Annotated in this window: 26 protein-coding genes; 22 read left to right on the forward strand and 4 right to left on the reverse strand. The window is 40.6% G+C overall.

Features of this window, described 5'->3' with window-relative positions:
• The first annotated feature begins 33 nt into the window (after positions 1 to 33).
• The 5 genes from gnd (at position 34) to glk (ending at position 5,065) form a co-directional block, all read left to right on the forward strand.
• A complete protein-coding gene (gnd, locus tag ACMAZA_RS04030) occupies positions 34 to 1,464 on the forward strand; it encodes a decarboxylating NADP(+)-dependent phosphogluconate dehydrogenase (protein WP_435190269.1) in 1,431 nt (476 codons plus the stop codon).
• Between the two features lie 19 nt (positions 1,465 to 1,483).
• Positions 1,484 to 2,956 (forward strand): glucose-6-phosphate dehydrogenase, encoded by a 1,473-nt coding sequence (gene zwf, locus ACMAZA_RS04035; RefSeq protein WP_435190271.1) that lies wholly within the window; start codon positions 1,484 to 1,486, stop codon positions 2,954 to 2,956.
• Complete coding sequence (pgl, locus tag ACMAZA_RS04040; protein ID WP_435190273.1) at positions 2,946 to 3,665, forward strand: 6-phosphogluconolactonase; 720 nt, start codon at positions 2,946 to 2,948, stop codon at positions 3,663 to 3,665. Before zwf ends, pgl begins: the two co-directional genes overlap by 11 nt.
• 94 nt (positions 3,666 to 3,759) lie before the next feature.
• Entirely contained in the window at positions 3,760 to 4,083 is a 324-nt protein-coding gene (locus ACMAZA_RS04045; RefSeq protein WP_435190275.1) for a cupin domain-containing protein, read from the forward strand.
• Positions 4,016 to 5,065, forward strand: a complete 1,050-nt coding sequence (gene glk, locus ACMAZA_RS04050; RefSeq protein WP_435190277.1) for a glucokinase — start codon at positions 4,016 to 4,018, stop codon at positions 5,063 to 5,065. The genes ACMAZA_RS04045 and glk overlap by 68 nt, the downstream gene beginning before the upstream one ends.
• A gap of 10 nt (positions 5,066 to 5,075) precedes the next feature.
• Here the strand turns inward: glk and ACMAZA_RS04055 are convergent, their stop codons facing one another.
• Positions 5,076 to 5,441, reverse strand: coding sequence for a sirohydrochlorin chelatase (locus ACMAZA_RS04055; protein ID WP_435190279.1), 366 nt, complete (start codon positions 5,439 to 5,441; stop codon positions 5,076 to 5,078).
• 89 nt (positions 5,442 to 5,530) lie between these two features.
• Here ACMAZA_RS04055 and hemH point away from each other — a divergent pair, with 89 nt between their 5' ends.
• From hemH to ACMAZA_RS04075, 4 genes are all read left to right on the forward strand, one after another.
• Positions 5,531 to 6,571, forward strand: a complete 1,041-nt coding sequence (gene hemH, locus ACMAZA_RS04060; RefSeq protein ID WP_435190281.1) for a ferrochelatase — start codon at positions 5,531 to 5,533, stop codon at positions 6,569 to 6,571.
• Positions 6,568 to 7,413, forward strand: a complete 846-nt coding sequence (locus ACMAZA_RS04065) for a TIGR01777 family oxidoreductase (RefSeq protein ID WP_435190283.1) — start codon at positions 6,568 to 6,570, stop codon at positions 7,411 to 7,413. Before hemH ends, ACMAZA_RS04065 begins: the two co-directional genes overlap by 4 nt.
• A 104-nt stretch (positions 7,414 to 7,517) precedes the next feature.
• Positions 7,518 to 8,003 carry an FKBP-type peptidyl-prolyl cis-trans isomerase gene (locus tag ACMAZA_RS04070; protein WP_435190285.1) on the forward strand — a complete coding sequence of 162 codons (486 nt, stop codon included), beginning with the start codon at positions 7,518 to 7,520 and terminating at the stop codon, positions 8,001 to 8,003.
• Positions 8,004 to 8,027: 24 nt separating this feature from the next.
• Positions 8,028 to 8,690, forward strand: coding sequence for a class I SAM-dependent methyltransferase (locus tag ACMAZA_RS04075; protein WP_435190287.1), 663 nt, complete (start codon positions 8,028 to 8,030; stop codon positions 8,688 to 8,690).
• Here ACMAZA_RS04075 and rsgA read toward each other — a convergent pair.
• Together rsgA and ACMAZA_RS04085 are read right to left on the reverse strand one after the other, a co-directional pair.
• Entirely contained in the window at positions 8,669 to 9,628 is a 960-nt protein-coding gene (gene rsgA / locus ACMAZA_RS04080; RefSeq protein WP_435190289.1) for a ribosome small subunit-dependent GTPase A, read from the reverse strand. The genes ACMAZA_RS04075 and rsgA overlap by 22 nt on opposite strands.
• Positions 9,629 to 9,640: 12 nt before the next feature.
• Positions 9,641 to 10,885, reverse strand: coding sequence for a M48 family metallopeptidase (locus tag ACMAZA_RS04085; protein WP_435190290.1), 1,245 nt, complete (start codon positions 10,883 to 10,885; stop codon positions 9,641 to 9,643).
• A 215-nt stretch (positions 10,886 to 11,100) separates the two neighbouring features.
• Between ACMAZA_RS04085 and ACMAZA_RS04090 the strand changes: the two genes are divergently transcribed.
• The 13 genes from ACMAZA_RS04090 (at position 11,101) to fdx (ending at position 21,098) form a co-directional block, all read left to right on the forward strand.
• The gene (locus ACMAZA_RS04090) at positions 11,101 to 12,030 is read left to right on the forward strand and encodes a branched-chain amino acid transaminase (protein ID WP_435190466.1); all 930 of its coding nucleotides are present in this window, start codon (positions 11,101 to 11,103) and stop codon (positions 12,028 to 12,030) included.
• Positions 12,027 to 12,209: a zinc-finger domain-containing protein gene (locus ACMAZA_RS04095; RefSeq protein WP_435190292.1), complete on the forward strand. Its 183-nt coding sequence runs from the start codon at positions 12,027 to 12,029 to the stop codon at positions 12,207 to 12,209. Before ACMAZA_RS04090 ends, ACMAZA_RS04095 begins: the two co-directional genes overlap by 4 nt.
• Positions 12,210 to 12,224: 15 nt before the next feature.
• Positions 12,225 to 12,746: a shikimate kinase AroK gene (gene aroK, locus ACMAZA_RS04100; RefSeq protein ID WP_435190294.1), complete on the forward strand. Its 522-nt coding sequence runs from the start codon at positions 12,225 to 12,227 to the stop codon at positions 12,744 to 12,746.
• A 112-nt stretch (positions 12,747 to 12,858) separates the two neighbouring features.
• Positions 12,859 to 14,238: a TolC family protein gene (locus ACMAZA_RS04105; RefSeq protein WP_435190296.1), complete on the forward strand. Its 1,380-nt coding sequence runs from the start codon at positions 12,859 to 12,861 to the stop codon at positions 14,236 to 14,238.
• A gap of 2 nt (positions 14,239 to 14,240) precedes the next feature.
• Positions 14,241 to 15,083 (forward strand): lysophospholipid acyltransferase family protein, encoded by an 843-nt coding sequence (locus ACMAZA_RS04110; protein ID WP_435190298.1) that lies wholly within the window; start codon positions 14,241 to 14,243, stop codon positions 15,081 to 15,083.
• A gap of 57 nt (positions 15,084 to 15,140) precedes the next feature.
• A complete protein-coding gene (gene cysE / locus ACMAZA_RS04115) occupies positions 15,141 to 15,815 on the forward strand; it encodes a serine O-acetyltransferase (RefSeq protein WP_435190300.1) in 675 nt (224 codons plus the stop codon).
• Positions 15,816 to 15,895: 80 nt separating this feature from the next.
• Positions 15,896 to 16,324: an Rrf2 family transcriptional regulator gene (locus tag ACMAZA_RS04120; protein WP_435190301.1), complete on the forward strand. Its 429-nt coding sequence runs from the start codon at positions 15,896 to 15,898 to the stop codon at positions 16,322 to 16,324.
• A gap of 20 nt (positions 16,325 to 16,344) precedes the next feature.
• On the forward strand, positions 16,345 to 17,559 hold the full coding sequence (locus ACMAZA_RS04125) for an IscS subfamily cysteine desulfurase (RefSeq protein WP_435190302.1): 1,215 nt from the start codon (positions 16,345 to 16,347) through the stop codon (positions 17,557 to 17,559).
• A gap of 68 nt (positions 17,560 to 17,627) precedes the next feature.
• Entirely contained in the window at positions 17,628 to 18,008 is a 381-nt protein-coding gene (gene iscU / locus ACMAZA_RS04130; RefSeq protein ID WP_435190304.1) for a Fe-S cluster assembly scaffold IscU, read from the forward strand.
• A 5-nt stretch (positions 18,009 to 18,013) separates the two neighbouring features.
• Positions 18,014 to 18,337 (forward strand): iron-sulfur cluster assembly protein IscA, encoded by a 324-nt coding sequence (gene iscA, locus ACMAZA_RS04135; RefSeq protein WP_435190306.1) that lies wholly within the window; start codon positions 18,014 to 18,016, stop codon positions 18,335 to 18,337.
• Between the two features lie 33 nt (positions 18,338 to 18,370).
• Positions 18,371 to 18,886, forward strand: coding sequence for a Fe-S protein assembly co-chaperone HscB (gene hscB / locus ACMAZA_RS04140; RefSeq protein ID WP_435190308.1), 516 nt, complete (start codon positions 18,371 to 18,373; stop codon positions 18,884 to 18,886).
• 10 nt (positions 18,887 to 18,896) lie between these two features.
• On the forward strand, positions 18,897 to 20,750 hold the full coding sequence (gene hscA, locus ACMAZA_RS04145; protein WP_435190310.1) for a Fe-S protein assembly chaperone HscA: 1,854 nt from the start codon (positions 18,897 to 18,899) through the stop codon (positions 20,748 to 20,750).
• 9 nt (positions 20,751 to 20,759) lie between these two features.
• Positions 20,760 to 21,098 (forward strand): ISC system 2Fe-2S type ferredoxin, encoded by a 339-nt coding sequence (fdx, locus tag ACMAZA_RS04150; protein WP_435190312.1) that lies wholly within the window; start codon positions 20,760 to 20,762, stop codon positions 21,096 to 21,098.
• A 7-nt stretch (positions 21,099 to 21,105) separates the two neighbouring features.
• On the opposite strand, the gene apbC is transcribed toward fdx, so the two are convergent.
• Positions 21,106 to 22,185 (reverse strand): iron-sulfur cluster carrier protein ApbC, encoded by a 1,080-nt coding sequence (gene apbC / locus ACMAZA_RS04155; protein ID WP_435190314.1) that lies wholly within the window; start codon positions 22,183 to 22,185, stop codon positions 21,106 to 21,108.
• Positions 22,186 to 22,209: the final 24 nt, after the last annotated feature.

A 22,209-nucleotide genomic window follows, 5' to 3' on the forward strand; every position in this document is an offset into this window, starting at 1 on the left:
GGTTTTATATTGACAATATTGTTGTTGTGAACTATGAATAATATCAATGCAGATATTGGCCTTATAGGCCTTGGAGTAATGGGGTCGAGTCTGGCTTTAAATATGGAGAGTAATGGATACACTGTGGCTGTCCATAACCGCACCTCTCCGCAAATTAATAATATTGTTAATAATAGAGCAAAATACAATAAGATTATTGGATTTGAGAGTCTTGATGATTTTGTTAATTCAATCAAAACGCCTCGCAAAATTATGCTTATGGTTGTTGCAGGCTCAGTTGTAGATGACTACATTCAAAAACTGATTCCGCTCCTAAATCAGGGTGACATCATTATTGATGGTGGAAACTCTCATTACCCAGACACATCAAGAAGAACTGAGGAATTAGAATCTAAAGGAATACAGTTTGTTGGCGCAGGTGTCTCTGGTGGGGAAGAAGGAGCATTAAAGGGCCCATCTATTATGCCAGGAGGCTCGGCTTCTGCTTGGCCAGAAGTCAAGGAAATCTTTCAAAACATATCTGCCAAAGTTGGTGATAACGAGCCATGCTGTGACTGGATAGGGGAAGGAGGCTCTGGGCACTTCGTTAAGATGGTTCATAACGGCATCGAGTACGGTGATATGCAGCTCATTTGTGAAGCCTATGAAATCATGAAAGACGTTTTGGGCATGACGAATGATGAAATGCACGAAGTCTTCAAAGAATGGAATAAGGGCGAGCTCAACAGCTATCTCATCGAAATTACGGCCGACATCCTTAAATTTAAAGAGAAGGATGGGAGCTATTTAATAGACAATATTCTTGATACTGCTGGAGAAAAGGGGACCGGTAAGTGGACCGCTGCCGTAGCTCTGGAGCTTGGCGCTCCACTCACACTAATTGGTGAGGCCGTCTTTGCCAGGTATCTTTCATCAAGAAAAGATGAGAGAGTGGAGGCATCAGCCATGTTTGATGGCCCACCCATTAAGTTTGATGGAGACAGAGAGCAAACCCTTAAAGACATCCATGACGCACTTTATGCCTCGAAAATGGTATCTTATGCTCAAGGGTATACCCTTCTATCAAGGGCTGCTAAAGAGTTTGACTGGAACCTTAATTATGGCGCAATTGCTCTCATGTGGAGAGGTGGCTGTATTATCAGGTCAGTCTTCCTATCAAAGATAAAGGATGCTTATGACAGAAATCCAGACATTAAAAATTTACTCTTAGATCCCTTTTTCAAGGACAAGATTAATAAATCGCAAGAGGGATGGAGAAGAGTGGTGTCTATTGCCATTTCAAATGGAATATCGATCCCAGCTATGACCTCTTCCCTTTCCTACTTTGATGGCTACAGGAACGCTCGCTTACCAGCAAACCTACTTCAGGCTCAGAGAGATTACTTTGGTGCGCACACTTACGAGAGAGTTGATGGAAAAAGAGGGGAGTTTTTCCATAACGAATGGATTCAGGATAAGGATTAGAATATAGGAGCATACTGACTTGTCTGAATCATTAAAAAAAATTGACAGCTTTGTTCTCTTTGGAGCCCTAGGGGACCTTTCAATTCGTAAGCTTATTCCAGCTTGGTATTACCTCGAAAGAGATAATATGCTGAGCGATTCCTTGCAAATTTTAGGTGTTGGAAGAAAGGATATTTCAGATACAGATATAAAAGACGAAGTCAAAAAAGCACTTAATGAATTTGTGTCTCCTGAATACTTAAATCCATTAGCGGTTTCTCGATTAGTAGAGCGCTTCAGCTATTGCAGATGTGATTTATCAAAAAACGAAAGCTATAAAGACCTCAGCCAAAAGCTCAGTGATTGGGCAAAGCCTGCGGCTTATTATTTAGCTATTTCACCCGGCCTTTTTGAAATGGTCTGTGACGGTCTCAAAGACTCAAATTTGATTACTCCTGATTGCAGAATTGTTGTTGAAAAACCCATTGGCTATGATTTGGAGACCTCTAATGAGATTAATGAAAAACTCACGAGGCATTTTGATGAGTCGCAGATCTATCGTATTGATCATTACTTAGGAAAGGAAACAGTTCAAAACTTAATTACTCTTAGGTTTGCAAACTCACTGTTTTCAAGTCAGTGGAATAGTAAGGGAATCGAGTACGTTGAGATAACGGCGGCAGAGTCAGTTGGTATTGAAGACCGATGGGGTTATTTCGATGGAATGGGACAGCTCAGAGACATGGTGCAAAGTCATCTTCTACAGCTATTGTGCCTGATCGCGATGGAGCCGCCCAACAGGCTCGATGACCAGAGTATCCGATCAGAAAAGGTAAAGGTCTTGGAAGCATTAAAATCGCTTGATCAAGACAGTATCTCGTCCAACTTCGTTGCAGCGCAATATACTGACGGCGAAATTGATGGGGTTAAGGCGCCAGGTTATATTTATGAAGATGGCTCAAATCAAGACAGCAATACCGAGACTTTTGTTGCCCTCAAAGCTGAAATTCAAAACTGGCGATGGCTGGGAGTTCCTTTCTACCTTAGAACCGGGAAAAGGATGGCCTCAAAGACAACGCAGATTGTAGTTCACTTTAAGTCTGATGGCCACTATATTTTTAATGAGAACAAAGAGAGCCTTAAAGGCAATACTTTGATTATTAGCCTTCATCCGACTGAGGGCATATCGCTCCAGGTCTTTACGAAACCTCATGGCGTCGATAAGCACTCAACCGTGCGCTTAGATCCTATGAGCTTAGATTTTATTAAAACACAAAAGCTCCTTAATATACCGAGCGGATATCAAAGTTTGCTGATGGATATTCTCAATGGCAATCAGAGCCTATTTCTTTGTAGAGAAGAGGTCGAATTGGCATGGAAATGGTGCGATGAGACCTTGGATGCTGCTAGCAAATCAAATCAGGAGCTTTACTATTACAGTTCTGGAAGTAACGGTCCAGATAAGAGCGAAGAGCTCATTTCAAGAAACGGTCATATCTGGTATGAGGAGTAGTAAAACTTATTTTTTGCCAGAGCATGTTGGTTTTTATAGTACCAATAGTAGCGAATCTTTGGTGTTTGATCTGAGTCAAAACATCAGTGAAATTTTGATAGAGGCTATTCAAGAGAGAGGACGCGCTAGTCTTGCAGTTTCTGGAGGAAGCACACCCAAGCCGCTGTTTGAAGAATTATCCCTTCTAAATATAGACTGGTCTAAAGTAGACCTGACTCTTGTTGATGATCGTTGGGTTGACTCTGACCACAAGGACAGCAATGAACTGCTAGTTAAAACGCACTTCATAAAAAACAAAGCAGCAAAGGTTAATTTTATCCCCCTTAAAAATGATGCCAAAAGTGCAAAGGAGGGTGCTTCATTGAGCGAAGAGGCTCTCAAGGTTATTGCTATGCCTTTTGACCTCATTATTTTAGGGATGGGTGCAGATGGCCATACAGCATCACTCTTTCCATGCTCTGAAGAGTTACCGATTGGAATGGACTTAAATACTAAGAGTCACTTGGTTGCAACAACTCCTAAAACGGCGCCACATGAACGGATTAGCCTAACTGCAAAATCTATTTTCGAGGCTAAGAGGGTTATTCTTCATCTAAATGGTTCCGCCAAGCTTCATACGCTTGAGGAAGCGATGAGCATAAGGGATTCGAGTAAAATGCCAATCTATGCTTTTCTAGAGCAAGGTCTCGATATTTTTTGGAGCCCATAAAAGTAGCGAATTGGTATATTAGCGAAAGACTTATTTGTTTTTAAAAAAGCAAGGGATAATATTAGTATCTTTATGCCAATTTTATAAATAGTTTATGAAAATTAATAATATCGATGGTGAGATTGTCAAAGACAACGAAACCTATCTCCTTAAAGATAACACCTCGCTTAAAAATCTTGTCGTCAGTTCAACGACTCTTCATCCAGGAAAATCCACCCGAGGGCATTCTCATCCAGGAAAAGAGGAAGTTTATATGATTATGAGTGGGACAGGAAGAATGCAGCTCGATGATAACGAATTTAATATTTCAGGTGGCGAGATGATCCTAATCGAGGATGGTGTGTTTCACCGTGTCCACAATACTGGCGAAGAAGACCTATACATGGTCTGTATTTTTGACGGAGACAGGAACCATTAGTAGCAAGCTCTACAATCTAGTTGGAGATATTGGAGCAACTAACGCTAGGTTTGCGCTGGTCTCTCCTGGGTCTTCTGAGATGGAAAATATACAAAGTTTGAAGTGCACAGACTTTGAAGATATTCAAAGTGCAATTCTTTTCTACCTTTCTGATCTCACAGGTATAGAAATTCAATCAGCCTGCTTTGCAACTGCTGGCACAGTTCATCTCGACGTCTTTAAGCTTGCAAATAACCACTGGGTTATCAGCAAAAAAGATGTTAAAAGTGCCCTAAAAGGAGTTGATGTGCAGTGGATCAATGACTTTACAGCGCAAGCCTTTGCTACGACTACGCTCGAAGATAGTGACGTTATCGTGATCAATAAAGGCATTGTTGAGTCAGAAAAATTAAGACTAGTCATTGGACCAGGAACCGGATTAGGTGTCTGCGGTTTAATTATGTCAACCTCTGGCTGGCTCCCTATTGCAGGCGAAGGTGGCCACTCAGACTTTGCCCCGAATACCAGTCTTGAGTTTGAAATCCTGACTCTATTAACTAAAAAGTTTGGCCATGTGGCTGTTGAGAGAATTCTCTCGGGTCCTGGGATTATGAATCTTTATGAGGCGCTTTGTCATATTAACGGCAAAGAGATGGTTCACCAGTCTCCAGCCGATATAACTGCATCAGCGGTGAATGGAGATAATGACCCATTGGCAGATGAAACTGTTCAGATGTTTTGTAAAATATTTGGCTCTGTAGCTGGCAGTATGGCCTTGACAGTTGGCGCACTAGGAGGCGTTTATATCACTAGCGATTTAGTCAGAAATTTTTTGGATATTTTTGTTGCAAGTGATTTCCAGAAAAGTTTCGAGAACAAGGGAAGGCTTAAACCTGTCCTTGAAGACATTCCCGTCTATCTTTCAAAAAAGAAAAATATGGGGCTCATTGGAACCGTATATCAAACAAACAATCAATGGATTCAGAAAGGTTTTAAGATATAAAAACCTTAATTTATTTTTCCATTGCAGTCTTCATTAAAAGCTCAGCAATTTCCTCTCTGGATCCAAAATAGTTCGTTACATTAATTTCAAGATCAGGAAAATCTTGTGAGGCTTTGTTTACTTCATCTGGGATGTCTCTATTGATGTGAACCCCAGCTGAGAGAAAGTAGGGCAATACGGTAACTCGTTGTGCTCCCATTTCAGAGCATTTTTCGATAGCCTCTGGGATGGAAGGGGAGGCAAACTCAAGAAAGGCAGGCATGACTTGGTCAAATTGACTTGAATTAAATTTGAGCATTTTTTTTGATAAAGATTCAACTTCCAAGTTTGATTCCTCTCTTCTGCTTCCGTGTGCAACCAGCAATAAAATATTCATGTCATTTAGGATAAAATCTTAAATTGAAATAGTTGACTATTTTATAGGGTATCTTATCACGTTGAAAAAAATATATTAGAGGCAAGCCTTTGTACCAATGTTCGTCAATACATCAAACTGCTGGTCATTCCAAGATAGGAATTCTATTATCTAACTTGGGCACTCCAGATGCGCCAACCAAGAAAGCAGTTAAGCCCTATCTAAGACAGTTCTTGTCTGATACGCGGGTTATTGAGCCACCCCCGCCACGATGGGTCTGGAAAATAATTCTTAATGCCGTCATTCTAAATTTAAGACCCAGAAAGTCTGCCAAAGCCTATCAAACGGTTTGGGATACTCATGGTGAAGGCTCCCCACTCTTATCGATAGCGAAAAGCCAAAAGGCAGCTATTATTTCAGAACTTGAAAAAAGAGCTCCTGGGCAATATGAGGTCGCACTCGGTATGTGTTATGGAAACCCTTCAATGAAATCAGCGCTGGATGAGTTAGAGGAAAAAGGCTGTAAAAAAATCATTGTTCTTCCTTTGTATCCTCAGTACGCAGCCTCATCTACCGGCTCCGTTTTTGATGCAGTGGCTAAGGAGTTGTTAGTCTGGAGAAATGTACCTGACCTCAGATTCATCAGCAACTACAGTGAAGAGGAGATGTATATTGATGCACTTGCAAACAGCGTAAAGGAGTATCAAAAAAAACACGGCAAACCTGACTTTCTGTTAATGTCTTATCATGGCATTCCTAAGAGGTATTTTGACAATGGAGATAACTACCCATGCCAATGCTGCAGAACAACCTTTCGCTTAGCTCAAAAATTAGATTTAAAGCCCAACGAGTACCAGATGACATTTCAATCAAGGCTTGGCGTAGCAGAGTGGATGAAGGAATATACCGATCAAACATTGAAATCTTTGCCCAGCAAAGGCATCAAAAATGTTCAGGTGATTTGTCCTGGGTTTTCCGCCGACTGCCTTGAGACCATTGAGGAGATCAGTGAGGAGAACAAAGAGTACTTTATGGAGTCAGGTGGTGAAAGTTTTGGCTATATACCAGCACTTAATGACAGGACTGACCACATTGATTTTTTGAGTCAGCTACTGATTGACAATTCAGCTGGCTGGACTAAGTCAAAATGAAAATTGTTATTCTGGGCGGCACAGGCTTAATAGGAAATGCTCTTCAAAAAAGCTTTTCAAACGAGCATCAGGTTCATTGTTTTAATAGAGAGGCATTTCAATCGGTTGAGCATCTTGCGTTATTAGTTGAGGGCAGTGATTTAGTCATTCAACTCTCAGGCTCCACGATTTCAAAAAGATGGTCCAATAAAATTGTCAAAGAGATGTGGCAAAGCAGGGTGGATACAAACCAAATGCTCTCTGAAGTAGTTCAGTCATTAAGCACCAAACCCAGAGTGATATGCGCTTCAGGCATTAGCTTTTATGCAGAATCAAGTTGCAATGATCCAAAAACTGAAGAGGATCCAAAAGGTGATGGTTACCTGACAAACTTAAATATTGCCATTGAGGACGCAGCAAAATCGATATCAGATGATGTCATTATCCTAAGATTTGGCGTTGTTCTCTCAAGACAGGGTGGCGCGCTCCAAAAACTCTATTGGCCATACTATTTTGGTGTGGGTGGCCCAATTATGTCGGGAAACCAATGTTTTTCCTGGATTCATATAAAAGACCTAGTTAAAGCAATTCATTTTCTTATTGAGAATCCTGAAAGCAAAGGAGTCTATAACGTCACCTCTCCAGAGCCCGTTCCTCAAAAAATTTTTGGTAAGGCTCTAGCTAAGGCCTTAAAGAGGCCATTCTTAATCCCGGTTTGGGAGTGGCAATTGAAAATCCTTCTAGGTAAAGGTTCTGAGGTTTTGACTCTCAGTGCATCTGTTATCCCCAAAAGATTACTTGATGATGGTTTTGTTTTTGACTATCCCAGCGTTGACCGCGCAATGAAAGAGTTGATAGGCTGAAAAATATAATCCTGTGGTAAAATATGCCTAATTTTCACACTGTAACATTGTTCTTTTAGACTTTCCATTCTGGAAAGTTTTTTTTATTTATTTTTGGAGAAAATATGAAAGTTAGTAAGGATAAAGTTGTTTCAATGCACTACACTCTTAAAAATGATGCAGGAGATGTCATAGATTCATCTGAAGGCAAAGAGCCTTTGGACTTTTTGCAAGGTCACGGCAACATTATCCCTGGCTTAGAGTCTGCTCTGGAAGGGGCAAGCAAAGGTGATAAAATGGATGTCTCTGTTGAGCCTGAGGAAGGGTATGGACTTAAAATGGAAGACGCAATTCAAGAAATTCCAAGATCCGCTCTTCAGGGTATTGACGAAGTTACAGTTGGAATGCAACTTCAGTCCCAAGACCAAGATGGAAATGCATTTGTTGTTACTGTGACAAAGCAAGATGAAGAAAAGATCACTGTTGACGCAAATCACCCTTTAGCGGGTGAAACCCTTCATTTTTCTGTCAGCATTGAAGACATAAGAGATGCTGAAGCCGAAGAGCTCTCGCACGGCCATGTCCATTCTGCTGGTGGGCACTCTCATTAATCAATAAGACTGATAGCGGACTAAGTGGCAGCTCAAAGCACTTGTCCGCTATGCTCATCTAAAAACTATTCTCTTTTTCATAAAGATCATTTACGTAAGTATTTGCAATGCCTAAACTGTGAGTTTGTTTTTGTCCCATCTCAGTATCACTTATCAGAGTCTGAAGAGAGAAAGAGGTACGACACTCACAACAACAACCCAAAAGATCCTCGTTATCGTCAATTCCTGGGTCAGCTCACTGAGCCACTGAATGAGATTATTTCAAGTGACTCATATGGCCTTGATTTTGGTTGTGGGCCAGGACCAACACTCTCTTTGATGATGCAAGAGAAGGGGCATCAAATGGATGTATATGACAAGTTTTATGCTAAGAATCAATCAGTCTTTAAGAAATCATTTGATTTTATTACGCTAACTGAAGTTTTAGAGCATCTCTCCGACCCAGTTTTTGAGTTAGAGAGACTAGCTTCCATTCTAAAGTCCAAAGGCATTCTTGCAGTAATGACGCAAACACTTACGAAGGATATAGATTTTGACTCATGGTACTACAAAAATGACCCTTCACATATCGGCTTTTACAATGATAAATCATTAACGGGCTTGGCAAGTCTTTTAGAGCTTGAGATAACGCAGTTTTCAGACCGAGTTATATTTTTTAAAAAGAGTCAAGCCAGTATATTCAGATAGCTCTGGTAACGGTTTGGATTAATTTTGCCTTGATCTAGTGACACTTTAACGGCGCAATTGGGCTCATTGATGTGTCTGCAGTCTCTAAAGCGGCAGGCATCAGATAAAGCCCTAAACTCTTTAAAGCCGCTCTTGATTTCAAGTTCAGTTAAGCTGTCAAGTTGAAACTCTCTAACCCCTGGAGAGTCAATCAAATCACCACCGCTAGGTATATGGTAAATGGTCGTATTGGTGGTCGTGTGTTTGCCCAGTTTGCTTTTGCTTGAAATCTCGTTGACTCTGAGCTGTAAATCAGGAATCAAGGAGTTAATGAGTGAGGATTTCCCAACGCCAGATTGACCTAAAAAAATGTGAGATTTGTTAACTAATTGCTCCTTAAAAAAACCAAGGTTAATTTGCTTTTTAACACTTAAGAAATGAACATCATAGCCAAGAGATTGATAATTTAGAAAGTCGTCCTCAGTTTTACTCTTATTGGTTGAGAGTTCAATCTTATTAACAATAATCCCTATAGGAAGATTGGAGTTTTCAGCCATAATCAGGTAGCGATCGATGAGTTCAAATTCATAGTGAGGTTCTATGGCAACAACAAGCCATAATTGATCAATGTTGGCTGCAATCAATTTGTCTTGTCTTTTGAGCTCGCTGTCTCTAGGATAGATAGCAGTCACAATAGCATCATCGTGTTTTGTTTTTTGAAAAAGAACCTTGTCACCTGCAACAGAGAACCCAATGTTTTGTCTGCTTACAGACTGAAAGACTATCCCATTTTCATCTTCAACGAGCTGACGTTGACCATATCTCGTTATTACTATTCCTTGGTACTCTTTTTCATCATCGAGCTCTGATTCAGCTTTTAAAGCTGCTTTGTCAGCACGAGCAATCTTCTCCGATTGTACTTTATTGATGCGCCATTTTTGTTTTCTTGTTAATGGCACTCTGGAAAGGATTTATTGTAATCTTTCAATTCTAAGAACCGCGCTAGGGTGAGAGTCATGAAAAGCAGAATAATATTTATCTGGAGATAGTGAAGAAGAGTTCTCCTTATAAAGCTTAATGAGAGATGAAATCAAGTCTTTTGCATCGGTATGGCTCGCCGCAAAGGCATCTGCCTGAAACTCATGCTTTCTAGACATCAGGTTGCTGATTGGGGTAATAAAAAAGCTAAAGACTGGCAGTGTCAAGCTAAACAAAACGAGAGCAGCGTGGGAAGAGGGCTGATTAACTCCAAGTCCATTGAAAAACCAAGGCTGATTAATGAGATATCCCAAAAGCGCAAGACTTACAAAGCTAAAGATAAAAGAACTGATCATTCTTTGTCGCGTGTGCTTATGATGGAAGTGGCCTAGTTCATGGGCCAGTATCGCTTCAATCTCCTTATCTTCCATTCCTTTAAGAAGTGTATCGAAAAAAACAATTCTTTTGTTTTTACCAATCCCTGTGAAATAGGCATTTCCGTGGGATGATCTTTTTGATCCATCCATAACAAAAATACCATCACTCCCAAACCCAGTTCTCTCTAGAAGGTTTGTAATTCTTGCTTTTAAAGTTTCATTATCCAAAGGATTAAATTTATTAAAAAATGGAGCAATAAAAGAAGGGTAAATCCACATCATAAACAAAGAAAAGACGGTGATGATAGCCCATACATAGATCCACCAATACTTTCCAATAGTTTCAAAATTCATCAAGAATAAAATCGCATAGATTAAAGGCAGCACAAGAACAAGACTTAAAATTAACTCTTTGATCAGGTCGCCAGCGAACGTACCAATAGTCATCCGATTGAAACCAAATTTTTGTTCAAGAACAAAATTCCTATAAATGCTAAATGGCAAATCAATAAAACTAGCAATCAGCATAATGCTTAAGATAAAGAAAGTGCCCATCAAAACTGGATCCATAACTCTCTCTGACCAAAAGCCATCTATCAAGTTCATGGCTCCCCCCAGTGTCCATAACAAAAGAACAATGGTTGAAAAAATGATTTCAAAATGATTGAGTCTGAGCTTAGCCCTAGTGTAGTTCCCTGCTTTCTGATGGTCTTCGAGTTTGATCGTCTCATTAAAGCCCTCAGGTACTTTGTCGAAGGAGATAGTGATGGCTCTGTCTTGCCTAAAGTTCAACCAAAGCAAAGCAACCACTGAGGTTAGGATAGCAAACAAAAATATAAATGTAAAAAAATTAAATTCCATTGATACAAATTTTCTTAAGAGATAACAAATTATACCTAGCCAATTTATAGATATTTATGATTGAATTCTCAAATTATTTTCAGTTATATTTCAGTTATTATGAGGTTTAACTAGCTAATTTAATTGCAAAAAATCAAATGAGAGATATTGAATGAATATCTATATGAGATGGGTATAATTTCGTGATTAATGTTTAATTTTGATAAAGTTTTATGATGACAATGGAAGACAGAGATGGCTTCATCTGGATGGATGGAGAATGGTTGGATTGGAGAGAGGCAAAAGTTCATGTACTGACGCACACTTTGCACTACGGAATGGGCGCATTTGAAGGTGTAAGAGCCTACGAAACTAATCATGGTCCTGCTATCTTTAAACTGGAGGAGCATACGGAAAGACTATTTAATTCGACAAGAATTCTGGGTATGAAAATACCTTATGATGCTGATACGCTGAATCAAGCTCAAAGAGAGGTAATCACGAAAAACAATCTAAAATCTGCCTACATTAGACCGATGTGTTTTTATGGTTCAGAAGGCATGGGTCTGAGAGCTGATAACCTTAAAGTGCATACCATGATTGCTGCTTGGGAGTGGGGAGCCTACCTTGGTGAAGACAACATGAAGAATGGTATAAGAATTAGAACTTCTTCTTATGTTAGGCATCCAGCGCATCCAACTCTGAGCGGTGCAAAAACAAACGGAAACTACATTAACTCGATGATGGCACTTAAAGAGGCACTAGATCATGGCTTTGATGAGGCTCTAATGCTTGATATTGAAGGGTTTGTATCAGAAGGAAGTGGTGAAAATATATTTGTAATCAAGGATGAGGTTATTTACACGCCTCATTTGACCTCTGCACTCCCTGGAATTACGCGAGATACAATCGTCACACTAGCCAAGTCTTTAGGTTATGAAATTGTAGAAAAGAAACTGTCTTGCGATGAAATATATGCATCTGATGAGGCTTTCTTTACTGGAACTGCTGCCGAAGTCACACCGATAAGAGACCTTGATGGAAATCAAATAGGTATTGGTTCACGTGGCCCAATAACCGAAAAGCTCCAAGCTTTATACTTTGATTGTGTTCATGGAAGGAATGCTGATTATTTGCACTGGATCAAAAAAGGTATGTGCGGGTGAATTCAATAAGCTCCAATCAGTCAGATGTTGCTCTAGTCTCTAAAAAGGACTTGCCTGCTCACTGTCCGCCAAAAAATGCTTCAAAATGGAATATGCATCCTAAAGTCTTTTTGCAATTTGATGAGTTTGGCAATGCGAGTTGCCCTTATTGCGGAGCTCTCTATAAACTGACTCCATAATTTTAATTTTTTAATATGCAGGAAAAATGCAACAACATTGTCTTAATAGGCCCTATGGGCTCAGGCAAGACAACAGTTGGAAGGCGCCTTGCTGAGAATTTAAAAATAAGTTTTTATGACGCAGATCACGAAATTATAGATAAGACAGGCGTCAGCATTGATCACATTTTTGATGTAGAGGGTGAAGAGGGCTTTAGAAAAAGAGAGTCAGATGTTTTAGAGGATCTCTGCAGAAAACCTAATATCGTGCTTGCAACTGGTGGTGGTGCAGTTTTGTCAAAAGAGAATAGAGAAGTAATTAAGAAGACTGGTGCCGTGATATATTTATCATCATCTGTAGAGCAAATTTTAAGAAGGACGGCAAAATCAAAAACAAGACCACTTCTTGAAAATAGTACGAATCGTAGAAAGACAATTTCAGATATTATTGATTCTAGAGACCCTCTATATCGAGAGGTTGCTAGCGTCATTATAAATACGAATGGTAAAAAACTCATTGAGATAATCAATGAAATCAAGATTCATTTGCCAAATTAATTTATTTAAATCTTTTGCCTAAAATTCATCAAAACTTCACTAAAATAGGTTTTTGATGCTCTAAACTAGCGATATTGTTAAATTTGATTTATTAAATTCAAAAGGGGAAATGATGTTTTATCGTACTGTTTTATCTGCTTTTACTTTTCTAATATCTATTAATGCAAGTGCTATCACGCTGAGTGAATTTAGTGAGAGACTTATAGAGAGCCACCCATACTTTGTTCAGCTTTCTCTATCAGAAAAGTCAAGTCTCCTTAATCAGAAATCATTAGCAGCTTACACAGATTGGAACATTAAAGCTGGCGCAAGTGAAACTTTCACTGGAGGTGAAGATGTTGGCTCGAGGCTCTATAAAGACTTATATTCTACAAAGTATGAAATAGGCGCGACAAGAAAAGTTGACAACTCAGGTGCTAGCGTTAATCTCAAACATTCTCTAACTAGAAACGATAAAGACAGCAATGCCACTCACTCGAACCTTTTTTCAGTTGACTACACCAGGCCGCTGCTTCAAAACAAAGATGGTTTAAACGACAAACTCAATCTTGACCTTGCATCCATTGAACTTATGGCAAAGAAGGTGAGTCTAGAAGAGCAAGCTGAAAGCTTTTTAGCCTCTAAGCTCTCTAAGTTTATTGATTTGGCTCTCAAACAAGAAATAGTTAAAAATCACAAAGTCGCTCTTGACCTTGCCAAACAGCAATTAGATTTGACAGAAGACAAATTTAAAAACTCTCTTGTAGATATCACTGTTCTGATTCAAGAGAAGGATAATTTTGTCAAAGCAAAACAGCAGTCTCTTCAATCAAACAAAGAGCTCATTATAGAGAGGCGAGAGTTGGCCAACCTGATTGGTTTTAAAGAGTCAGAAATGATTGTAGATATGAATTTGTTTGAAGAGCAAGATTTGGTGAGCGTCGACGTGCGAGAATTTGTTAAAAACTCAAGAGCAATGCAGAAGTATGATTTTGACAAAGCTAAACTTCAACGAGAGCTTGAAACAAACGAGAACAAAACCATGCCTAACGTGAATCTAAACTTAGGGCTGTCTTCTCTAGGAGAAAACGATAAGTACTTTGGAAGCTTTGGTAACAGAGACTATTCCTGGAACATCGGAGTTGATATCTCATACCCATTGGGATCAAGAAAAGAGCTGATTGCAGTTGAGAATACCGAAATTAAAATGTCTGATGTTGACGCTAAAAGAGCAGAGGCAGAAATGAACAGTGTCCAGCAAATTAATTATTTATTGGCACAGGTAGACCTTCTGTCTGAACTTGTAGAATTGTATTTAGAGCAGGGCGCTCTTGCTGAGGAAAAGGTTATCGAAGAGCAGATAAAATTTAGTGAAGCTAGAGGACAAAAATCTTTGGTACTTGCAGCCAAGATTAATGCAAACCAGGCAAATATGACCTACTTGCAAGCTGCTGGAACTTATCAAAAAATTATTATTGATTACAAGGCGGCAATTGATCAGCTCTATAACTAGAAATGATTCGCCTTTTCCTAGCCTTTTGCTCTTTTATACCGCTAAAGGCTAATCATACTTTTGGCACTTTGTTGGGCCATCTTCTATTTATTTTTAATTCAGATGCGAAAAATGCATCTAGGCAAAATCTAGAGATTTGTTTTCCGAATCTTGATCAGATTCATTTGAAAGCTCTCTTAAAGAAATCTCTGATTGAAACGGGAAAAAATTTAACAGAGTCAGGTTTAATTTGGAACCAGTCATTCAAAGAGAATGCAAATCTCATTAGGAATATTAATGGTGAGCAATACCTTAATGACTCAAAAAAAACTATCCTTTTGGTTCCTCATATTGGGTGTTGGGAGATAACTGGAAGAGTTATCGCTGAAAAAAGAAAGGTTACCTTTATGTATCGTTCTCTGAGAAGTGAGAAACAGAACGAGTACCTCTTTGCCAGAAGAAATCAGGGCAATCTGACAATGGCTAGCGCTGATAAGTCAGGCATCCTAAAAATTCAAAGAGCTCTGAGTAACGGCGAATTAGTTGGAATGCTTCCTGACCAAGATCCAGGTGAAGATGGCGGCATTATGGCTCCTTTTTTTAATAAAGAGGTGAACACTATGACTCTCCTTGCAAGGCTTACTCAAAAGCACAATGCACAAGTCTTGATGTTCTGGGCTAAGAGGCTTGATAAAGGAAAAGGTTATGATTTAAATTTTGAGCCTGTGAACCTGAGCAAGGATGGTGATGATCTAGAATCTTGTGTCAAAGTTATGAATAAATCGATTGAATCTTTAGTCAGAAAAATACCTGAACAGTATATGTGGGGCTATAAACGTTTTAAGTCATCACACTCTTATCAGTAAGCTTTATTATTTAGACTCTCAAAATCTCAAAAGTATCAATAATGGTATAATTCATTGATGAGAATTATTGAAGACGTACGCAGCGTTTTTGCTAGAGACCCTGCAGCAAGAAATGTATTTGAAATACTGACCTGTTATTCAGGGGTTCAGGCAGTCATTCTTTATAGACTCACTCATTTTTTATGGCGCTATAAGCTGCGCTGGCTTGCACGCTTTATATCCACACTTGCCAGATGGATTACTGGCATCGAGATCCATCCTGGCGCTGTCATTGGAAGGCGTTTTTTTATTGATCATGGTATGGGTGTGGTGATAGGAGAGACAGCTATCATTGGTGATGACTGTATGCTGTATCACGGCGTCACCTTGGGCGGAACAACTTGGGATAAAGTCAAGAGGCATCCTACCCTTAAAAATGGCGTTGTGATTGGTGCTGGTGCCAAAATTTTAGGACCCATAACCCTTGGGAATAATGTGCGTGTTGGATCCAATTCTGTCGTTGTTAGGTCGATTGATGATAACGAGACTGTGGTTGGTATTCCGGGCCGTATTGTGAGGCAAAAAACAGAAGATGAAGACTCATTTGACTCTTATGCAGCTAAGGCGTCAGGCATATCAAATGATCCAACTCTCCAGGCCGTTAACTCCCTTATCGATCGCCTCTCAGAGATGGAAAAGCAACTTGAAAAAGTTTCCCCAAAAAAGCCGACTAAAAGCGTTGAAAAAAACTAAACTTTGAGTTGAATTATATACTTGACTAAATTACTAGGTTAATAGTATAATTTAAACTTTATTTTTAGATTGAGAATCTTATGCAATTAACCACTAAAGGAAGATACGCGGTGACGGCTATGTTGGATTTAGCATCTAACGAATCAACAAGGCCAGTTACCCTGGACATGATTTCACAGAGACAAAATATTTCACTCTCCTATTTAGAGCAGCTCTTTGCTAAACTCAGGAAAGCTAAGCTTGTTAAGAGTGTTAGAGGTCCTGGCGGAGGATACCTTTTGAATGTGAATGCAGACGAGGTATCACTTACGCAAATCATTGAAGCGGTCGACGAAAATATTGATCTAAGACGTTGCCACGGCTCAAAAGACTGTAACCGAGGTAAGCAGTGCCTGTCGCATCATTTATGGTGTGAGGTGAGCGACCAAATTAGAGGTTTTTTAAGTACTCGAAACCTTCAGCAGGTGATGGATGACTATCGCTTGAATCAGTCACTTAACGTTAATTAATTTTTTAAAGGAATATTGTAATGCTTAATCCAACTTATATGGACTACTCGTCAACCACTCCGGTTGATCCTCGTGTTGCTAAAAAAATGGCTAAATATCTGACTATGGAGGGTGACTTTGGTAATGCAGCTTCGCGCTCACACTATTATGGCTGGCAAGCTGAAAAAGCAGTTGATGAGGCTCGCTCTCAGGTCGCTGATTTGGTGGGTGCTGACCCTAGAGAGATTGTTTGGACTTCAGGCGCAACAGAGTCTAACAACCTGGCAATCAAGGGAATCGCAAATTTTTATCACAAGCGCGGTAAACATATCATTACTCTAAAGACAGAACATAAAGCTGTTCTAGATACCTGTCGCCAGCTTGAGAGAGAGGGTTTTGAGGTGACTTATCTGGACCCTCTGGCCAACGGCCTTTTAGATATTGAAGAGTTCAAGAGTACGATCAGAGAAGACACAATTTTGGCCTCATTCATGCATGTTAATAATGAGATTGGTGTGATTCAAGATCTACAGACTATTGGCGAGATTTGCAGAGAAAATAAAGTATTTTTTCATGTAGATGCTGCTCAGTCGGTTGGCAAAATAGAAATCGATTTAACCTCTCTTCCAGTAGATTTAATGAGTTTTTCTGCTCACAAGATCTATGGGCCCAAAGGTATGGGAGCTCTTTATGTCTCTCGTAAGCCAAGAGTTCGACTAGAAGCTCAAATGCACGGTGGTGGTCATGAGAGAGGTATGCGCTCTGGAACGCTCGCTACCCATCAAATTGTTGGTATGGGTGAGGCTTTTGCCATTGCCAAAGCTGAGATGAAAGAGGAGAGCGAGAGAACCTTAAGGTTAAGACAAAGACTCTACGATGGTTTTTCGGATATGGAAGAGGTCGTCGTCAATGGTGATCTAGATCAAAGGATTTCAGGGAATCTTAACATTAGCTTCAACTATGTCGAGGGTGAGTCACTGATGATGGCTATCTCTGGCGTGGCTGTGTCCTCTGGGTCGGCATGCACATCTGCGAGTCTTGAGCCGTCCTATGTGCTGCGTGCACTTGGGCTGAGTGACGAGCTTGCACACAGCTCGATTCGCTTTAGTGTAGGACGTTACACGACAGAAAAAGATGTGGATGATGCCATCACTCTGGTTCGTGAAAAAGTTGAAAAATTAAGAGAACTATCGCCATTATGGGATATGTACAAGGATGGAATCGATTTAAATTCTGTGCAGTGGGCTGCTCACTAATTTGAAAAGATTTAAAAAATCTACAGCAAGCTGTAGCGTAAAATTGTCAGTTAAATTCGGAGTAACTTATGGCATATGGTAAGAAAGTATTAGATCACTATGAAAACCCTAGGAACGTAGGAGTTTTAGATAAAGATGCAGTCAATGTTGGAACTGGTATGGTTGGCGCGCCAGCGTGTGGCGATGTCATGCGTCTACAAATTCAGATCAACGATGACGGAGTCATTGAAGAGGCTAAATTTAAGACTTATGGTTGCGGCTCTGCAATTGCGTCCTCATCTCTTTTAACAGAGTGGGTCAAAGGCAAAACTTTAGATGAAGCCTCGCAAATTAAAAATACGGAAATTGTAGATGAGTTAGAACTGCCTCCAGTGAAGATTCATTGCTCGGTTTTAGCTGAGGATGCTATCAAAGCTGCTATCACAGATCTTAAGAACAAAGCTAGCTAAAAATTATGGCAATAACACTGACTGACAAAGCGGCCCAAAGAATGAGCGACTACCTATCCAATAGAGGTTCAGGTGTCGGCGTTAGACTGTCAGTGCAAACCACAGGCTGCTCTGGTCTTGGTTACAATATGGAGTTTGTTGATTCGGTCAACGATGATGATACGACCTTTGATGATAAAGGCGTGAAAGTGATTGTCGATGCCAAAAGCCTTATCTATATTGATGGTACTGAGGTTGATTTTCAAAAAGAAGGGCTCAATGAGGGATTTGAGTTCAACAATCCAAACTCTAAGGCTGAGTGTGGATGCGGAGAATCTTTCACCGTTTAGATAGTTTTCATGGGTCTCTAGGGCATTGGCTATATGCAAAATTATTTTGAGTTATTTGACCTTGAAACATCGTTTTTCATTGATGAATCCAGCTTAAAAGAGGCCTATCAAAGAGAGATAGCTCGCTTTCACCCAGATCAGTTTGCCAGCAGAGGTGATTCAGAAAAGTTGCAAGCACTCCAAAATACATCACTACTGAACACTGCCTTTGAGTCTATCAAATCGCCGCTCAATAGGGCCAGTTATTTATTAAAGCTTGAGGGTATTGATGCATTCGATGAGAGAGATACTTCGATGGACCATGACTTCTTGATTTCTCAGATTGAGCTCAGGGAAGAGTTAGAGTTGTTGCGATTAAAACAGAACCCCGATGATTTAGAGGACTACTTGGACAAAGTAGAAGAACAAATTCAATCAAAGATTGATTTGATCTCAGATGCTTTTAAGGAAAATAAAGGGCACTTGGAGATCAAGAAAGATGTCAGAGAGCTCAAGTTCTATGAACAGTTACTCAGTGAGTCAAGCAAGTTGATGGATGAATGGTTATAGGGCATAAATAATGGCATTACTTCAAATTTCAGAACCTGGTCAATCGACAGCTCCTCATCGCCATAACCTTGCGTGTGGTATAGATTTAGGCACAACCAACTCTTTGGTAGCTAGTGTTATGAGTGGCGCGACAAAGCTTTTAAAAGATACCGATGGAGAGGTCATTCTTCCCTCAATAGCGCACTTCAGTGGTGAAGAAGTGTCGATTGGGAAAGAGGCTCTCAACTTTGCTATTCAGGACCCTTCAAACACAATCTTTTCAATTAAGCGTTTTATGGGGATTAGTTATGATGAAGCTAAAGCTATTAAAAACCTTCCTTATGATTTAGTTAATCTTGATGGCTCAGTTGGTTTCAAGACGGCAATGGGCGTTTTGACGCCAATCGAGGTCTCATCCAGAATTCTCAATAGTCTTAAGAATAGAGCAGAGAAAGCCCTTGGCGATGAACTTAAAGGGGCAGTTATAACGGTTCCTGCATATTTTAATGATGCACAAAGACAATCCACAAAAGACGCTGCAAAGCTCGCTGGAATAAATGTATTGAGACTACTCAATGAGCCCACAGCGGCCGCCATTGCTTACGGTCTAGAGACAAAAGAAGAGGGTATTCACGCGGTTTATGATTTAGGAGGGGGTACGTTTGATATCTCAATACTAAGCTTTAATAGAGGTGTTTTTGAGGTGATGTCTACGGGCGGAGACTCTAGCCTGGGGGGAGACGACTTTGATAATTTAATCTTTGAAGATTGCGTCAATAAGCTTGCCTTGCAGAATCTGTCTGCAAGTCAAATTCAGATCATTAGGCAATTCGCAAAATCTTCAAAAGAGCAGCTATCTACAAAAGATGTTGCCGAGTTTGAAATTGATCATAAGCACTATCAAATTACCAAATCTGATTTTGAAGCCATGACTGAAGACCTTGTCAAAAGAACGCTTCGAATTACCAAAAGAGCGCTAAGAGATGCCGGTATTGACACTCAGGATGTCAAAGAGGTCATCATGGTGGGTGGTTCAACGCGCATGAGCGTAATCCGAGAGAGGGTGGGTGAGCTCTTCAAAAAGCCAGTGCTGTGCTCTATTAATCCAGATGAGGTTGTGGCCAAAGGTGCAGCAATTCAAGCTAACGTCCTGGCTGGTAACAAAAGTAAGGATGATGTCCTGCTTCTAGATGTCCTGCCTCTCTCCTTGGGCCTTGAAACGATGGGCGGTCTTGTAGAGAAGGTGATTCATAGAAATACAACAATCCCTATCACTAGGGCGCAAGAATTTACCACCTATAAAGATGGCCAAACCGGGATGGGTATTCATGTCTATCAAGGCGAGCGAGAGCTCACGAAGGATTGCCGCTCTCTGGGCCGATTCGAGCTCAAAGGCATACCTCCAATGGTTGCTGGAAGGGCGCGTATACTGGTCGAGTTTCAGGTCGACGCTGATGGACTCTTATCGGTCTCTGCTAAAGAGGAGACCTCAGGCGTTAAGTCTGAGATAGTGATAAAGCCTTCTTATGGCCTAAGTGATCAAGAAATGGAAAAAATGCTTAAAGATTCGGTTGTTTTTGCACAGGAAGATATTCAGCTAAGAATGCTCCAGGAGCAGCGAGTGGATGCCAACAGAACTATTGAAGCAATTGACGCTGCGCTTGAGGCGGATCAATCACTCCTAGACAAAGCAATGCTTGACTCAATTCTATCTGCGAGAAAGGACTTGTCTCTTATTATTGACTCCACAGGTGCAGATGAGATTAAAGAGGCAACCCAGGAGCTTGAAAGGGTGAGTGCAAAGTTTGTAGAAATGAGGATGAATCAATCCATTATGAGCGCTATGAAAGGACACCGAATTGATGAATTTAACGATCAACTATAAAATATTACTATGCCACAAATAATTATCCTTCCTAACGATGACTTTTGCCCTGAAGGTACTGTCCTTGATGTAGAAACAGGCACCAGCGTCTGTAGAGCGCTTCTAGATAATGACATCGAGATCGAGCATGCCTGCGAGATGTCTAACGCGTGCACGACATGTCACGTTTATATTCGTGAAGGTTTTGATTCGATCGAGGAGTCAGACGAGGTCGAGGACGATCTTCTTGATAAGGCATGGGGCCTGGATCCAGACTCAAGGCTATCCTGCCAGGCAATCATCGATCAAGAAGACATAGTCATTGAGATACCAAAATACACCATCAACCAGGTCTCAGAGAACCACTAGAGCTTATTTATTCGATAGTAATCTTTGGAAATGCCCCAACGGACTCGTTCTTGAGTGAAAGAGTTCCAGCAACGCGCCTGGCTATCTCTTGATACATCGCAGAAACCTGACTCTCAGGGTCCTTGGCAACACTAGGGGTGCCCTCATCAACATCTGTCCTGATGTCTAATTGAAGTGGAAGTGCGCCCAAAAAGTTAGTCTCAGAATTGCTAGCCATCTGTTTACCGCCGCCATGACCAAAAATCTCTTCAGCGTGGTTACATTTTGAACAGATATGAATCGACATATTCTCAACGATACCAAGGATTGGAATGTTAACTTTTTCAAACATCGCAAGACCTTTCTGCGCATCAATAAGCGCAATATCTTGAGGCGTTGTAACAATGACCGCTCCGCTCACCGGAATCTTTTGAGAGAGAGTCAATTGAGTGTCACCAGTTCCAGGCGGCATGTCTATGATCATGTAGTCGACATCGTCCCACTCTGTGTTCTTTAGAAGCTGCTCAAGAGCCTGTGTGACCATTGGACCGCGCCACACCATGGGAGAGGCTTCATCAACCAAAAAACCGATCGACATGGACTGCAGGCCATGAGCCATAACAGGCTTCATATTGCCGCCTTCAGACTCTTGGGGCCTAAGATCTTTAGCGCCCAACATGCGCGGCTGAGAGGGGCCATAAATGTCCGCATCCAGTATTGCAACATTAGCGCCTTCAGACTGCAAAGCAAGAGCCAAATTGACAGCAGTCGTTGACTTACCTACGCCTCCTTTTCCTGAGGCAACAGCGATAATATTTTTAACCCCCGGTAGTGCCTCAACGCCTTGCGTTTCGTAAGAAGGGATCTTTGAATTAATTGAAATATTCGAATAGTTGACTCCTTCCTTAGAGAGCGTTTCTTCGACGATTCCTTTAAGATCCTCATGGAAGTTCGCTGCAGGGTATTTGAGCAGCAGTTCAACATTCACAATCTCATCATCAATCGAGATTTTCTTTACATTCTCAGATGAGACAAGGTCTTTGCCTGTGTTTTCATCGATGATGCCGCTTAGAATCGTTTGAATTTTATCTTCGGTTATAGTTGACAATTTGTTGACCTCGGTCGGTAAAAT

The organism is Pseudothioglobus sp. nBUS_23, from assembly GCF_051201565.1.
Lineage (GTDB): Bacteria > Pseudomonadota > Gammaproteobacteria > PS1 > Pseudothioglobaceae > Pseudothioglobus.